The 14045-nt window shown below is 74.1% G+C and carries 11 protein-coding genes; 8 read left to right on the plus strand and 3 right to left on the minus strand.

Annotated features, from left to right (window positions below):
* Positions 1 to 70: 70 nt before the first annotated feature.
* The gene (locus ACF1AK_RS07015; RefSeq protein WP_391497713.1) at positions 71 to 697 is read left to right on the plus strand and encodes a hypothetical protein; all 627 of its coding nucleotides are present in this window, start codon (positions 71 to 73) and stop codon (positions 695 to 697) included.
* A 7-nt stretch (positions 698 to 704) separates the two neighbouring features.
* Here ACF1AK_RS07015 and ACF1AK_RS07020 read toward each other — a convergent pair whose 3' ends face one another.
* From ACF1AK_RS07020 to ACF1AK_RS07030, 3 genes are all read right to left on the minus strand, one after another.
* Entirely contained in the window at positions 705 to 1622 is a 918-nt protein-coding gene (locus ACF1AK_RS07020) for a LuxR family transcriptional regulator (RefSeq protein ID WP_391497714.1), read from the minus strand.
* A complete protein-coding gene (locus ACF1AK_RS07025; RefSeq protein ID WP_391497715.1) occupies positions 1612 to 2643 on the minus strand; it encodes a LuxR C-terminal-related transcriptional regulator in 1032 nt (343 codons plus the stop codon). The genes ACF1AK_RS07020 and ACF1AK_RS07025 overlap by 11 nt, the downstream gene beginning before the upstream one ends.
* 722 nt (positions 2644 to 3365) lie before the next feature.
* Positions 3366 to 4478, minus strand: coding sequence for a TDT family transporter (locus tag ACF1AK_RS07030; RefSeq protein WP_391497716.1), 1113 nt, complete (start codon positions 4476 to 4478; stop codon positions 3366 to 3368).
* Positions 4479 to 4549: 71 nt separating this feature from the next.
* On the opposite strand from ACF1AK_RS07030, the gene ACF1AK_RS07035 reads away from it, so the two are divergent.
* The 7 genes from ACF1AK_RS07035 to ACF1AK_RS07065 all read left to right on the plus strand — a co-directional run bounded on the left by ACF1AK_RS07035 (position 4550) and on the right by ACF1AK_RS07065 (position 14020).
* Positions 4550 to 5578, plus strand: coding sequence for a LysR family transcriptional regulator (locus ACF1AK_RS07035; RefSeq protein WP_391497717.1), 1029 nt, complete (start codon positions 4550 to 4552; stop codon positions 5576 to 5578).
* Positions 5579 to 5650: 72 nt separating this feature from the next.
* Complete coding sequence (gene clpB / locus ACF1AK_RS07040) at positions 5651 to 8257, plus strand: ATP-dependent chaperone ClpB (RefSeq protein WP_391497718.1); 2607 nt, start codon at positions 5651 to 5653, stop codon at positions 8255 to 8257.
* Positions 8258 to 8439: 182 nt separating this feature from the next.
* Positions 8440 to 9003, plus strand: coding sequence for a YbjN domain-containing protein (locus ACF1AK_RS07045; RefSeq protein WP_380290016.1), 564 nt, complete (start codon positions 8440 to 8442; stop codon positions 9001 to 9003).
* 429 nt (positions 9004 to 9432) lie between these two features.
* Complete coding sequence (locus tag ACF1AK_RS07050) at positions 9433 to 10593, plus strand: pyridoxal phosphate-dependent aminotransferase (RefSeq protein ID WP_391497719.1); 1161 nt, start codon at positions 9433 to 9435, stop codon at positions 10591 to 10593.
* Between the two features lie 476 nt (positions 10594 to 11069).
* Complete coding sequence (locus ACF1AK_RS07055) at positions 11070 to 11198, plus strand: type I-E CRISPR-associated protein Cas6/Cse3/CasE (protein ID WP_391497720.1); 129 nt, start codon at positions 11070 to 11072, stop codon at positions 11196 to 11198.
* A 478-nt stretch (positions 11199 to 11676) separates the two neighbouring features.
* Positions 11677 to 12204 (plus strand): DUF2617 family protein, encoded by a 528-nt coding sequence (locus tag ACF1AK_RS07060; RefSeq protein WP_391497721.1) that lies wholly within the window; start codon positions 11677 to 11679, stop codon positions 12202 to 12204.
* A 166-nt stretch (positions 12205 to 12370) separates the two neighbouring features.
* A complete protein-coding gene (locus ACF1AK_RS07065; protein ID WP_391497722.1) occupies positions 12371 to 14020 on the plus strand; it encodes a spermidine synthase in 1650 nt (549 codons plus the stop codon).
* Positions 14021 to 14045 lie beyond the last annotated feature (25 nt).

Raw genomic sequence — 14045 nt, forward strand, 5'->3', positions numbered from 1 at the left:
AGGACGGAACAGCACCTCCGAGCAGCGGTGCCATGTCTGCTCGCCTGACCACCACTTCCCCGGAGTCGTCATGAGCGAGCCCTATCTGCGCGACCTCCCCGCACAGGCCCAGGAGGGCCGGCGCGCACGCGTGTTCCTGGCCGCGCCGCTGATGCGGTTGACCGGGCCCGCGGACAGTGTGGTGACCCTCGCCAGCCGGACGCGGCTGACGACGCTTCGCACCACCCTCCTCCGCAGCGGCGCCGCCGTGTACAGCGCCCACCACAGTGACGCCTGGACCGTCGCCGGGCGCGCCCCCGAGCCCCGGGTGCCGTCGGACTTCCGCGCGCTGCAGTCCGCGGACCTCGTCTTCGCCTACGTCGGCGCGCCGCTGTCCGCCGGCGTCAGCCTGGAGCTGGGCTGGGCCTCGGCGCTGCGCAAGCCGATCGTCCTGCTCGTCGACGAGGCCATCACCCACAACCCGCTGATCGCCACAATCGAGCAGGTCGCCCCCGTCCTGCCGCTGGTCTTCGACGACACCTGGTCCCAGGAGGCCCTCCACCACACCGTGGAGACCGCCCTCGACTGGGCCGGCATGGCGCTCTCGCTGCGTGAGGGCTTCTGGACCGCCCCCGGCGAGCAGTTCACCGTCCCCCGGCAGCAGCCCCCCGCCGTCGGCCCGGCCGGCTACTGGCCCACCGGCGCGGCCACCGGCTGACCACCGCTCAGTCATCGCGGCAGCCCCGCATCCGCCATCCGAGCTGGAACAGGGTCCGGGCGCCGTGGCGCTCGCGCAGGCGGGAGATGTGGGCCGCCACGGAGCGTTCGCTCAGACCGATCCGGGCGGCGATGGCCCGCTGGGTGAAGCCGCGCGAGAGGAGGCGGCCGATCCGGACGGCCACCGGGTGCGCGGCGGCGGCCGACCAGTCGATGACGGTGGCACGGCACCAGTCGCGCTCGAAGGTGGCGACCAGCGCGTCCACCGTGGCCCGGTCGGTGATGAACGCGGCGGCGCTGTGGTCGGCCCGCGCGGAGACCACCGCCGTGGTCCGGTCGACGATGATCAGCCGGTCGAAGGGCTCGTCCAGCAGGCGGATCTGCGAGCCGTGCGGAACGACCGCGTTCGCGTACCCGATCACCTCGGGCTGACGGCGCACCACGGGCTGGTAGATGGTCCGGATCCGCCGCCCGGTCATCAGCAGCGGGACGTCCTGGGTGACCGACATTTCCAGGGTGGCCCGCCGGCGGGTCCCCGGCTGGGCCGTCAGCAGCTCCTCCCGGCACTCCGCGACCAACAGGGCGAGCCGGTGCCGGATGGCCTCCGGGCCCTCGACGCAGGGCGACAGCGGGGCCGGCTGCCGGGCGGCGTCGAAGGCGGCGCTCAGCGGCGCGAGGGCACCGGGCAACTGCTCGGCGCGGACCAGCAGCCGGGTCGCCTCGGTGCGCAGCGCGGCGGCCCGCCGGTCCCCGGCCGTGCGCGGGCTGACGGCGCTGTACCCGCCCGCGGTGCGTTCGAGCAGACCGCGGGTGACCAGACCCGCCAGCGCCGCCGGATCGGCGGCGCACGACGCGGTGAGCCGGCCGCCGTTGGCCAGCGCGGTCAGGTAGAGGCCGTGCTCCGCGGCGGTGGGCTCATCCGTCATCACGGCCGCCGCGCATCAGCCAGCCGAGCTGGAAGAGGGTCTGGGCGCCGTAGCGGTCGCGCAGCCGGGAGATGTGGGCGGCCACGGTGCGCTCGCTCAGGCCGAGGCGGGTGGCGACGGCGCGCTGGGTCAGGCCGCGGGCGAGCAGCCGGCCGACCCGGTCGGGCGCGTTGTGGGCGGGCCCCTGGCTGAGCACGGCGGACCAGTCGGTGGCGTCGGCCCGGGACCAGTCGCGCTCGAAGGCGTTGACGATGAAGGCGATCGCGGCCGGGTCGCTGATGAAGGCGGCGGTGCTGTGGTCGTCGCTGGCGGAGATCACCGCGACCGAGCGGTCGAAGATCATCAGCCGCTGGAAGGGCTCGTCCAGGATCCGGATCAGCGAGCCGCGCCGGGTGACCTCCTCGGCGTAGGCGAGGGCGGCCGGTTCGGAGATCGCGACGGGCTGGTAGAGGGTGCGCAGCGAGCAGCCGCGCTGGAGGAGCTTGACGTCCTGCTGGATGGCGATCTTGAGCGCGTCGGGCGGGCGGTGGCCGGGCTGGGCGGTGAGGACCTCGGTGCGGCAGTCGGAGACCAGCTGGGAGATCCGGTGCCGGATGTGGATGTGGCCCTCGACGTAGACGGCGCCGCCGGAGCGCTCGGGCGGGCGGGGCATCGCGTCGTAGGCGCGGGTGAGGGAGTCCAGGGCGCCGGGCAGGTTCTCGGCGCGCACCAGCAGGCGGGTGGCCTCGCTGCGCAGCTCCGCGCCGAGGCGGTCGCTGACCGAGCGGGGGCTGACGGCGGTGTAGCAGGCGTCCATCGGATTGGTCATCAGCAGGCCGATGGAGACCAGCTGGCGGACGGGCTCGCGGTCGGACTCGGGGACGTCGGCGAACCTGACCCGGCCGCCGTCGGCGAGGATCGCGAGGTAGACGCGGCGCGCGGCCTCGTCGGGCTCGCTGGCCGCCCCGGCGGCGGTCGCGCTCCCGTCGCCGGCGGCGGTGCCCCGGGTGGTGCTCGGGTCCGCCGTCGCCTCGAACGTCACGTCGAACGCTCCCTGCCGGATGCTCTGGGTGTCGGTGCTCAGCGTGCCGCGCGCGGTGGCGGGCGATGATCAAGGTACTGGCGCCCGACGGTCCCCCGGACCCCGGGTGCCGTCGCACCCGGGTCCAGGGGCCGCCGGTGTACGCCGGTCCCAGCGCTTCCGTCGAGGCGGAGCAGCAACGCCTCGACGGCTCCGGTCACGGGGGCCATCACCACACATGGCGTCCCGGCCGGCGCTCTCCCCCCCGATATGCAGGTACGTGCGGACGTACCGGTCGCATCCAGTATGAAGAGCAAGTCGCCTGCTTCGGGCTGCGGTTGCCCGGACGACCTGGCGTGACTCCACCCTCACAGCGTGACGGCCGGTGAACAAGTACCACCCTGCTGCATGTTCTCGCAATTGCAGGAACCTGCACCGGCGGTTCGCCGCACGCTTCCGCAGTACGTTGCCGGTTGCTGTGAAACCCCAGGTCAGAGGGGTACGGGGGAGGATTGTCCGACCGTCCGTCCGGTCGGCGGCGGAGTTGCGTGTTCCGGAAACCGGGTGGCGGTCCCGCAGCGGCGGCTCGGCGCCGCAGCGCCTCGGCCGGCCGGATCCGAACTCCGGCCCGCGCAGGCTGCCGTCGATGATGCCGGCCTCGGTGAACGGCTGGTCAGCGATGAACGAACCGTTCAGGGCGGGTTCGCAGGAAGGCGGCACCCGCCCCCGCGAGCCCTGCGGCCTCAGCGGGCCAGCAGCCGGCCGCCGGCCAGGGCGGCGGCCGTGCCGCCCGCCGCGAGCGCCCAGCCGGCGAGCAGCAGAACGAACAGGGCGGCGGCGAGCCCGGTGAAGCCGGGGAAGCCGGTGTGCCGGGCGAGCGCGGACGCCCCGGTGACGCAGGTGCCGACCGGGAAGGTGAAGGCCCACCAGGTCATCGCGAACCCCATCCCGGCCCGCCGGGCGCGCAGGTTGGCCGCGACGGCGAGCAGCAGCCAGAGCATCGCGACGCCCAGCACCGCCACCCCGAACAGCTCGGCGAGGGCGACCGCCGCGGGCGCCAGGCCGGGGAAGACCGGGCCCGCGGCGTCGGCCAGCTGGTGGACGGCGGTGGTGGACTGGCCGAGCGGGCCGAGCACCAGGAAGAGCGTCGGGGTGAGCGCCAGGGCGGGCAGCTTGCTGTGCACCAGGCCGGTGAGCACCACCGGCAGCAGCGCCAGGGTGGCCAGCAGGCCGATCCCGAACAGCGTCGCGCACCCGTACAGCAGGGTCTGCCGGGCCGCGCCGGCCGGCAGGTGCGGGACGAGCGCCGGGCCGGTGGCGGAGGCGACCAGCGGGGCGACCACGGGCAGCAGCCAGGTCGGGTTGGCGGTGAGCGGGGAGACGGCGTGCCGGGTGATCATCAGGTACGGGATGCCGGCCGCGACGGCGAGCGCGTACAGCGTGCCGGCCGTCCAGAGCGCGAGGTCGAGCGCCACGGCCGGGCCGGTGCCGATCACCCGGGAGCCGACGGTCAGGGTGCCGAGGCCCACCGCGAGCAGCGCCATCGGCGGGCAGCCGTAGAAGACGGCGGTGGCCGGGTCGTCCAGCAGGTGGGCGCGGGCGGCCGCGCGGTGCCGGGTGAGGTGGACGGCCCGGGCGGCGCCGATCACCAGCAGGCCGGCCAGCCCGAGCGCCCACATCAGCTCGGCGAAGCCGGTCAGCCCCGGCCACCCGACCGGCAGGACGGCCGCGCCGTTGGCCGTGATGGCCGTCCCCATGACCACCGCGTACCAGTTCGGGCCGAGCTGGGCGAGGTCGGGACGGCGGACGCGGACGGACGCGCGGGGACTGGGGGCGGGGCTGAGCAGGGTGGCCATGGCACCCACCGTCGCCCGGCCCGGGCGGTGGCGGTAGCGCCGCCCGCTCTATGAGGGCATAGCCTGAGTCTATGGCCCTCTCTCCGCGCGTCCCCGAACTCGGTGCGCTGGAGCTGCTGCTCGCGGTGGCCCGGCTCGGCAGCGTCGGCCGGGCGGCCGCCGAACTCGGGGTGAGCCAGCCGACCGCCAGTGCCAGGATCAAGGGCATGGAGCGGCAGATCGGCGTCCCACTGCTGGAGCGCTCCCCGCGCGGCTCCCGGCCCACCGAGGCGGGCCGGCTGGTGGTCGAGTGGGCGCGGCAGGTGGTGGAGGCGGCGCAGGCGCTGGACGCCGGGATCGACGCGCTGCGCGAGCGCCGGGACGCCCGGCTGACCGTGGTGGCCAGCCTGACCGTCGCCGAGTACCTGATGCCGGGCTGGCTGCTGGCGCTGCACGCGGTCAGCCCCGGCACGGCGGTGACGCTGCGCACCGCCAACTCGGCGGACGTCGCGGGCCACGTGCTGGCCGGGGAGGCGGGCCTCGGCTTCGTCGAGGGGCCGCTGCCCCCGGCGGGGCTCGCGGGCGCGGTGGTGGCGGCCGACCGGCTGGTGGTCGTGGTGGCGCCGGACCATCCGTGGGCACGGCGCCGCGCGCCGCTGTCCGGCCGGGAGCTGGCGCAGACCCCGCTGGTGCTGCGCGAACCGGGTTCGGGCACCCGGGAGGTGCTGGAGATGGCGCTGGCGCCGTACGGGGGCACCGCGCCGCCGCGGCTGGAGCTGGCCTCCTCGACGGCGCTGAAGGCGGCCGCGATGACCGGGGCCGGGCCGGTCTGCCTGAGCGAGCTGGCGGTGGTGGAGGAGCTGGCGACCCGGCGGCTGGTGGCGGTGCGGCTGGCGGAGGAGCTGGACCTGCGGCGCCCGCTGCGGGCGGTCTGGCCGGCCGGGCAGCGGCCGACCGGCCCGGCCCGGGAACTGCTGGCGCTGACCCGGCGCACGGCCGGGACCCACCAGGCGCGGATGGCGCAGGCCCGGGCCCTGCCGCCGAGGACGGCCCGCGAGCCCGCGGCCTCGCCCGAACGCCCCGCGCTGCGGGTCCGCCCCGACCGTTCATCCAAAGGTTGAGCGGAATAGACTCAACTTAGTGCATGCTGTACCCGGCAGACATCACGCACAACGAGGGAGGACCCCCCAGCAGTGGACGCCAGCAAGTTCACCACCAAGACGCAGGACGCCCTGTCCGCCGCGATCCGGCAGGCCGGCGCCGTCGGCAACCCGGACGTCAAGCCGGTGCACATCCTGACCGCCCTGCTGGATCAGCCCGAGGGCATCGCCAGGCCGCTGCTGGAGGCGGTCGGCGCGGACGTGTCCCGGATCGACGCCGAGGCCCGCCGCCAGGCCGCCGCGCTGCCCAGCGCCTCCGGCGCCACCGTCGCCGCGCCGCAGCTGGCCCGCGACACCCTGGCGGTGCTGACCGAGGCCGGCAAGCGCGCCGACGACCTCGACGACCAGTACGTCTCCACCGAGCACCTGCTGGTCGGCCTCGCCGCCGAGGGCGGGGCGGTCGCCGAGCTGCTGGTGCAGCAGGGCGCCACCCCGAAGGCGCTGCTCGCCGCGTTCAAGGACGTCCGGGGCAGCGCCCGGGTCACCTCCCCGGACCCGGAGGGCACCTACAAGGCGCTGGAGAAGTACGGCACCGACCTCACCCAGGCCGCCCGCGACGGCAAGCTCGACCCGGTGATCGGCCGGGACCAGGAGATCCGCCGGGTGGTCCAGGTGCTCTCCCGCCGGACCAAGAACAACCCGGTGCTGATCGGCGAGCCGGGCGTCGGCAAGACCGCCGTGGTCGAGGGCCTGGCCCAGCGGATCGTGGCCGGCGACGTGCCGGAGTCGCTGCGCGGCAAGCGCCTGGTCGCCCTGGACCTCGGCGCGATGGTCGCCGGCGCCAAGTACCGCGGCGAGTTCGAGGAGCGGCTGAAGGCCGTCCTCAACGACATCAAGCAGAGCGACGGCCAGGTCGTCACCTTCATCGACGAGCTGCACACCATGGTCGGCGCGGGCGCCGGCGGCGACTCCGCGATGGACGCCGGCAACATGCTCAAGCCGATGCTGGCCCGCGGCGAGCTGCGGATGGTCGGCGCCACCACCCTGGACGAGTACCGCGAGCGGATCGAGAAGGACCCGGCCCTGGAGCGCCGCTTCCAGCAGGTGCTGGTCGGCGAGCCCAGCGTCGAGGACTCCATCGCCATCCTGCGCGGCCTCAAGGGCCGCTACGAGGCGCACCACAAGGTGCAGATCGCGGACGCCGCCCTGGTCGCCGCGGCCACCCTCTCCCACCGGTACATCACCTCCCGCTTCCTGCCCGACAAGGCGATCGACCTGGTCGACGAGGCGGCCTCCCGGCTGCGGATGGAGATCGACTCCTCCCCGGTCGAGATCGACGAACTCCAGCGCTCCGTCGACCGCTTGCGGATGGAGGAGCTGGCCCTGGAGAAGGAGTCGGACCCGGCCTCGGTCGACCGGCTGGCCAAGCTGCGCCGCGATCTCGCCGACAAGAACGAGCAGTTGAGCGTGCTCACGGCCCGCTGGGAGCAGGAGAAGAAGAGCCTGAACCGGGTCGGCGAGCTCAAGGAGCGGCTCGACGACCTGCACGGCGCGCTCGAACGCGCCCAGCGGGACGGCGACTTCGAGCGCGCGTCCAAGCTGATGTACGCCGAGGTCCCGGCGGCCGAGAAGGAGCTCGCCGAGGCCCAGGAGCGCGCCGCCGGCGAGGACACCTCCGCCTCGATGGTCAAGGAGGAGGTGGGCCCGGACGACGTGGCCGACGTGGTGGCCTCCTGGACGGGCATCCCGGCCGGCCGGCTGATGGAGGGCGAGAGCGCCAAACTCCTGCGCATGGAGGAGGAGTTGGGCCGCCGCCTGATCGGCCAGGCGGAGGCCGTGCAGGCCGTCTCGGACGCGGTGCGGCGCACCCGCTCGGGCATCGCCGACCCGGACCGCCCGACCGGCTCGTTCCTGTTCCTCGGCCCGACCGGCGTCGGCAAGACCGAACTCGCCAAGGCGCTGGCCGACTTCCTCTTCGACGACGAGCGGGCGATGGTCCGCATCGACATGAGCGAGTACGGCGAGAAGCACTCGGTCTCCCGCCTGGTCGGCGCCCCGCCCGGGTACGTCGGCTACGAGGAGGGCGGCCAGCTCACCGAGGCGGTCCGCCGCCGCCCGTACAGCGTGGTGCTGCTGGACGAGGTGGAGAAGGCCCACCCCGAGGTCTTCGACGTCCTGCTGCAGGTGCTCGACGACGGCCGGCTCACCGACGGCCAGGGCCGCACGGTGGACTTCCGCAACGCGATCCTGATCCTCACCTCCAACCTCGGCAGCCAGTTCCTCGTCGACCCGGCCATCCCGGACGAGCGGAAGAAGGACCTCGTGCTGGAGTCGGTGCGGACCGCCTTCAAGCCGGAGTTCCTCAACCGGCTCGACGACATCGTGGTCTTCGACCCGCTGGGCACCGCCGAGCTGACCCGGATCGTCGACCTCCAGGTGGCCCGGCTGGGCGACCGGCTGCGCGACCGCCGGCTCACCCTGCACGTCTCCGAGGCCGCCCGGGACTGGCTGGCGCTCACCGGCTACGACCCGGCGTACGGCGCCCGGCCGCTGCGCCGGCTGGTGCAGTCCGCGATCGGCGACCAGCTGGCCAGGGCGATCCTGGCGGGCCAGGTGCACGACGGCGACACCGTGCTGGTCGAACGGGCGGACGACGGCGACCGGCTCACCGTCCGTGCCCGCGGGCCGCTGGAGAAGTAGCCCCCCGTCACCACCGGACGATCATGGTCCGGCCCCGGTCGACCCCGGGGCCGGACCATGATCCGGTCATGCCCGTCCCGGTGCCTGCCACCCCTGTGAGGCGGGCCCCGGATGAGGCAGGATGGACTCGGAAGGGCGGCCTCTCATTGCCGACCACCATGTGCACTGAGGAAGAGGACCCCATGAGCATCGACCCGTCGTCCATCCCGTCGTTCGGCATGCCCCAGGGCGGCCAGCCCGGAGGCCAGGGCGGGCGTCCGGCCGGCCCGCCGCCGATCATCGTCCCGGACCAGAACCTGGTGGGCCAGCTCCTCGACCAGATGCAGCTCAAGCACGGCGTCGACGAGGAGGGCGACCTCACCGCCCCCTGGGAGGGCTTCCGCGTCTACTACATGTTCCGCGGCGAGCAGAAGGAGCTCTTCGCCGTCCGGGCGTTCTACGACCGCCCGTACCCGCTGGAGAAGAAGGGCGAGATCCTCGACCTGATCGACGAGTGGAACCGCGAGACCCTGTGGCCCAAGGTCTACACCCACACCCACGAGGACGGCGTGGTCCGCCTGATCGGCGAGGCCCAGATGATCGTCGGCACCGGCGTCAACCTGGACTACTTCGTCACCACCACCGCCAACTGGACCCAGGCCGCCGTGGGCTTCGAGCAGTGGATCGTCGAGCGCCTCGGCCTGCAGGACGAGATCGAGGGCGAGGACGGCAAGGGCAAGCCGTCCGAGGGCACCGACGAGAGCTGATCGCCGGTCTCTGATCGTTGGCCGCTGATCGCTGATTGCTGATCGTTGATCGTTGATCGCCGTTCGCCCGGGAGCTCCGGCCGCCCGTTCCGGCTTCCTGTTCCGGCCCCCGCTCCCGCTTCCTGCCTCGCGGCCTCCCGCTCCGGCTTCCCGTACGGCCCGCCACCGGCACCCGGTGGCGGGCCGTCGTCGTCCCCGCGGCTGCGCGCAGGCACCGGCCGACGCCGGGAGTCCTCGGGAAGGTGGCGGTGGCACGCGTGCAACGGAGTGGGTCAGCGGTCCGGTGTGGATCCCGCCCACGGCACTGGCGGGCAGGTCCACGGTGACCGTCGGGTTCCACTGCGCCGGAGGAATGGCCGCACCCCGGAGCTTGTCCACGGACCACGGCCGTCGGAGGATGGGGCCGACCACGATCTGTGAGGAGCCGTGATGGGTGCGAGGCCGCTGTTGAACCGCCGGCTGGCGGGCATGGGAACGACGATCTTCGCCGAGATGTCCGCCCTGGCCACGGCCACCGGCTCGATCAACCTCGGCCAGGGCTTCCCGGACACCGACGGCCCCGAGCAGGTCCGCGAGGCCGCCGTCCGGGCCCTGCGCGAGGGCCGGGGCAACCAGTACCCGCCCGGCCCCGGCATCCCCGAGCTGCGCACCGCGATCGCCGCGCACCAGCGGCGCCGCTACGGCCTCGGCCTCGACCCGGACACCGAGGTGCTGGTCACCGCCGGCGCCACCGAGGCCATCGCCGCCTCGCTGCTCGCCCTGCTGGAGCCCGGCGACGAGGTCATCGCCCTCGAACCCTTCTACGACTCCTACGCCGCCTGCATCGCCATGGCCGGCGCCGTCCGCGTCCCGCTCACCCTGCGGGCCCCGTCCTTCCGCCCCGACCTCGACGAGCTGCGGTCACTGATCACCCCGCGCACCCGCCTCCTGCTGCTCAACACCCCGCACAACCCCACCGGCCTCGTCCTGACCCCCGACGAGCTCACCGCCATCGCCGCGCTCGCCGTCGAGCACGACCTGCTGGTGGTCACCGACGAGGTCTACGAGCACCTCGTCTTCGACGGCGCCCACCACCCGATCGCCACCCTGCCCGGCATGCGCGAGCGCACCGTCACCATCTCCTCGGCGGGCAAGACCTTCTCCTTCACCGGCTGGAAGGTCGGCTGGGTGACCGCCGCCCCCGAACTCGTCGCCGCCGTCCGCACCGCCAAGCAGTACCTCACCTACGTCAGCGCCGGCCCCTTCCAGTACGCCGTCGCCGAGGCCCTGAACCTGCCCGACGCGTACTTCGACGACTTCCGCGCGGACCTGCGGCACAAGCGCGACCTGCTCGCCGACGGCCTCGCCACCGCAGGCTTCCGGGTTTTCCGGCCGCAGGGCACCTACTTCATCACCACCGACATCACCCCCCTCGGCGAGAAGGACGGCATCGCCTTCTGCCGCTCCCTGCCGGAACGCTGCGGAGTCGTCGCCATCCCCAACGCCGTCTTCTACGACGACCCCGACGCCGGCCGCCCACTGGTGCGGTTCACCTTCTGCAAGCGGACCACCGTCCTGGAGGAGGCCGTCGAACGGCTGTCCCGGCTCTGAGGGTCGCCGGACGGCAGGTTCCGCATCGTTGCCAGGACCATTCCCCGCACGGGTGGGGATGCCATGCGCTGACACGGCCAAGTTGCTTTGATCATAGGACTTTTGGCATTACGCCAAACCCTCATCGCCGCCCCGGCCCTCCTGGTAGCTTCGAGTTTCCTCCGATGCCGCACCACGACGGATGGAACTCGAACGGCATGCTCGCCAACTCCTCCCCTTCGGCCGCCTCCGGTGCGGGCCAGGGGCTGCACCGGGATCCCCGCCACGAGGGCTGCGTGCCAGTGGCTCCGGCGGACGGCCGGTTGAGGACAGCAGGCCTGCCGGCACTGATCGGGCCCTCGTCGGCGGTCTGCTACGCGTCGAGGACGTACCCGAGGACCCCGGAGGGATGGCTGGAGTGGGCGGACCGGCGCCACCCACTCTGCGGGGCGGCCACGTGGCCGGCCGAGGAGCCGAACGACAGATGAGACCTGCGGTTGCGGATCGTCCGCGCGGAGGTTCGCGGCTCACTCACGGTGACGGATCCGGAGGTCCTGGTGCGGACCCTGTCCCAGGGCCTCGGACACGGCCGCGCCTACAGCTGCGGATTGGTCCTGACCAGGTGAGTTCCGTCGACGGGACCTCTCGCACGTCCTGACGATTCGTCAACTCGGCTTCACGAGAGAGCTGTTGCTGCCTCACGGGCAATTGCTGCAGCCCGGGCGGCAGGTCGTGGACGGGGCGGCAGGGGGTCGTGCGCCCGGGGCGGGGGGAACGGGGCGTACAGGACGTGCGGGCGGCGTGCGAACGGCGCGCACGGCGCGCGGGCCGGGGCGAGGGGCGCGCGCGGTGCATAGTCGCACACCGGGTCGATCAGAGCAGGGAAGCAGATGTGCTCGAAACGGTGAATGCTAGACAAAGTTGGGTAAATCACCGACGGACCCGGCGTATTCGTGCTTCTCTGCTGCTGAATCTCCAGCCGGAATCCCTCCTTCCACGGTCGGCCGCGCCCTGGACCGCACAGCCACGAACACCCTCGCCTTTGCCTGGGCCTACTCGCTGCTGCTCGGCGGGCGCGCACGGAGCTGAAACGCGGAGCCGAGCATGCTCACCACTTTGCAGACCTCCTACACGGACACCCGCGCGGGTGACCTGGCCTGGTGTCTCGGCGGCGAACCGCTGCCCGCCCTCGCGGTCCGCGACCTGAGACTCGACGGCTCCGGCCACCCCGGCCCGCCCGGCACCCTCCAGCTGCGTCTGCTGGGCGCCTCCCACCAGGTGGTGATCGCCGCCGGGCCGGGCCACTGCCTGGAGACCGTCGCCTGCCTGCCCGGCCGGCGAACGCCGCTGCCCGCCCGGGTGGCCAAACAGGTGGACGGCTGGGAGTACGAGTTCGCCGCCCGGATCGAGGCGCTGCCGCCGCACGACTTCGCGGCCCGCGCACAGGAGTTGCTGGCCCTGGTCGAGGGGCATCCGCGCGGCCTGGCCGGCGTCTTCCCCGGCGACCCCAGCGCCTTCACCGCGCTGGTCGCCCAGGGCGGCGCGGACCGGCTGCTCTGGCGGACCTGGCACGCCTATCCGCAGGAGGGGCAGCTGGTCTGCACCCGGTCCTCGCTGGTGGTGGCCGGATGAGCCCCGACGACGACGCCCCCGCCGCCGGCGCCACCGAGGACGAGCCGTCCATAGCCCACGCCACCGGCTTGCATTCGCACGCAGGAACGATTCGTCAACCTGCCATGTCACGCTGTCCGTCGAATGGGCGCAGCCGTCCGTCCCGCACGTCGCCTAGCGTTTGTTCGTGATCAATCATCCGGCCGGTCCGCCGCCCGCACAGCCGAGCCTCGACCTCGACGACGGCAGCCCGCCCCGGCCCGGGCGGAGCCTGACCCCGCTGCCCGCCCGCCGCCCCTCCCGACTGCGCGCCCATCCCGAACTGGCCCGGCTGGCCGTCCTGCTGGCCGCGTTCGTCTGCGCGGCCTGCGGACTCGTCTACGAGCTGGAACTCGTGGCCCTCGGCGACTATCTGCTCGGGGACTCGGTCACCCAAACCTCGGTCGTGCTCTCCGTGATGGTGTTCGCGATGGGCCTCGGCTCGCTGCTCGCCAAGCGGTTCAGCTGCCGGCCGGCCACCGCCTTCGCCCTGGTCGAGTGCGCCCTCGCGCTCACCGGCGGCCTGTCCGTCCTGGCGGTGTACTCCTGCTGGGCCTGGATCGGCCGGCACCAGGCCGTGATGGTCGGGCTGACCTGCCTCATCGGCATCCTCATCGGCGCCGAGATCCCCCTGCTGATGACCCTCATCCAGCGGATCCGCCGCGAGGACGCCGGACGCGCCGCCGCCGACCTGTTCGCCGCCGACTACGTCGGCGCGCTGATCGGCGGGCTCGCCTTCCCGTTCGTCATCCTGCCCGTGCTGGGCCCCGGCAGCGGGGCGCTGGTCACCGGCGCGGTCAACGCCGTCGCCGGCGCCGCCGTGGTGCTCTGGCTCTTCCGCGAGGAGCCGGCCCCCCGGGTGCGGCTGCTGCTCTGGGGCGGCTGCGGGCTCGTCCTGGCCCTGCTCGCCGCGGCCGCCGCCTGGTCCGGCGCGGTCGAACGCGCCGCCCGGCAGGCCCTGTACGGCGGGCAGGTCCGCACCGTCAGCCAGGGCCTCCGCCAGGAGATCGTGCTCACCGGCCCCGCCGAGGGCCCGCTGCGGCTCTACCTCGACGGCCGGCTCGCGGTCTGCGGACCGGACGAGTACCGGGGCAGCGAGGGCCTGGTCCACCCCGCGATGGCCGCCGGACCGGACGCCCGGGTGCTGCTGCTCGGCGGCGGCGACGGCCTGGCGCTGCGGGAGGTGCTGCGGCACCGCGGCGTGCGCTCCGTGCTGGTCGTCGACCACGACCCGGCGCTCCCCCGGCTCGCCCGCACCGACCCCGGCCTCGCCGCGCTCTCCGGCCGCTCGCTGGACGACCCCCGGGTGCGCACCGCCCAGGCCGACCCGCTGGAGTGGCTGCGCACCGTGCGCCCCGCCCCCGGGGAGTCCTTCGACGTCGTCCTGGCCGACCTGCCCGCCCCCTCCGACGGCGGGCCGGTGACCTTCCACTCCCAGGAGTTCTACGGCCTCGCCACCCGGCTGCTCGCCCCGGGCGGGCGGCTCGCCGTGCGCGGCGGCGAGGAGCAGCACGGCCGGCGCGGCCTGTGGCAGGCGGAGTCGGGGCTGCGGGCCGCCGGGCTGCGGACCGTCCCGTACGCGGTCGCGGGCAGCGCGACGGCCAGCTGCCGGCCCGGGCCGGAGGGCAGCCAGAGCTTCCTGCTCGCCGCGGCCGCCCAGCCGCCGCTCACCCTCGCCCCGGACGCTCCGGCGCCGCGCGCCCTCACGCCGGACACCCTGCGCAGCTCCGCCGCCCGCCTCACCGCCCTGCGCCCGCTCCACCCGCCGGCCGCCCTCACCCTCCTCGGGCCGCACTGACGCCGGCGGGGACGCGGCGACAGGT

The organism is Kitasatospora sp. NPDC015120 (assembly GCF_043080305.1).
GTDB lineage: Bacteria > Actinomycetota > Actinomycetes > Streptomycetales > Streptomycetaceae > Kitasatospora.

Coding starts and splice junctions, on each gene's coding strand:
- ACF1AK_RS07015 (WP_391497713.1), top strand. CDS start 71: ATGAGCGAGCCCTATCTGCGCGACCTCCCCGCACAGGCCCAGGAGGGC.
- ACF1AK_RS07020 (WP_391497714.1), bottom strand. CDS start 1,622: ATGACGGATGAGCCCACCGCCGCGGAGCACGGCCTCTACCTGACCGCG.
- ACF1AK_RS07030 (WP_391497716.1), bottom strand. CDS start 4,478: ATGGCCACCCTGCTCAGCCCCGCCCCCAGTCCCCGCGCGTCCGTCCGC.
- ACF1AK_RS07035 (WP_391497717.1), top strand. CDS start 4,550: ATGGCCCTCTCTCCGCGCGTCCCCGAACTCGGTGCGCTGGAGCTGCTG.
- ACF1AK_RS07045 (WP_380290016.1), top strand. CDS start 8,440: ATGAGCATCGACCCGTCGTCCATCCCGTCGTTCGGCATGCCCCAGGGC.
- ACF1AK_RS07050 (WP_391497719.1), top strand. CDS start 9,433: ATGGGTGCGAGGCCGCTGTTGAACCGCCGGCTGGCGGGCATGGGAACG.
- ACF1AK_RS07060 (WP_391497721.1), top strand. CDS start 11,677: ATGCTCACCACTTTGCAGACCTCCTACACGGACACCCGCGCGGGTGAC.